A 259-nucleotide genomic window follows, 5' to 3' on the forward strand; every position below is an offset into this window, starting at 1 on the left:
GCCGGTGCTTCAGCTGACCGGGCAGGACCGCATCAATGCGGGCATCGCCACCGGGGAAGAGCCCGTGCCGCTGCCCACGCATGACGAGCTTTTGGCCGATCTCGAACCGATGGAACGCGGGCTCCAGTATTGCGCGCGCCACGGCTTTACGTCGCTCGTGAACATGGACGGGAACCGCTACACGCTGCTGGTTCTGTCCGAACTGCGCCGTCAGGGGCGTCTGACCGCCCGCGTGCGCGTGCCCTTCCACTATCGCCCG

The 259-nt window shown here is 67.2% G+C and carries 1 protein-coding gene; it reads left to right on the forward strand.

Translation table 11 applies throughout. The features are described from left to right. A partial coding sequence (locus JI666_RS22245) for a hypothetical protein (RefSeq protein ID WP_206895096.1) occupies nucleotides 1-259 on the forward strand: 259 nt, incomplete at both ends.

This window comes from Bacillus sp. NTK071, assembly GCF_017303315.1.
Lineage (GTDB): Bacteria > Bacillota > Bacilli > Bacillales > Guptibacillaceae > Guptibacillus.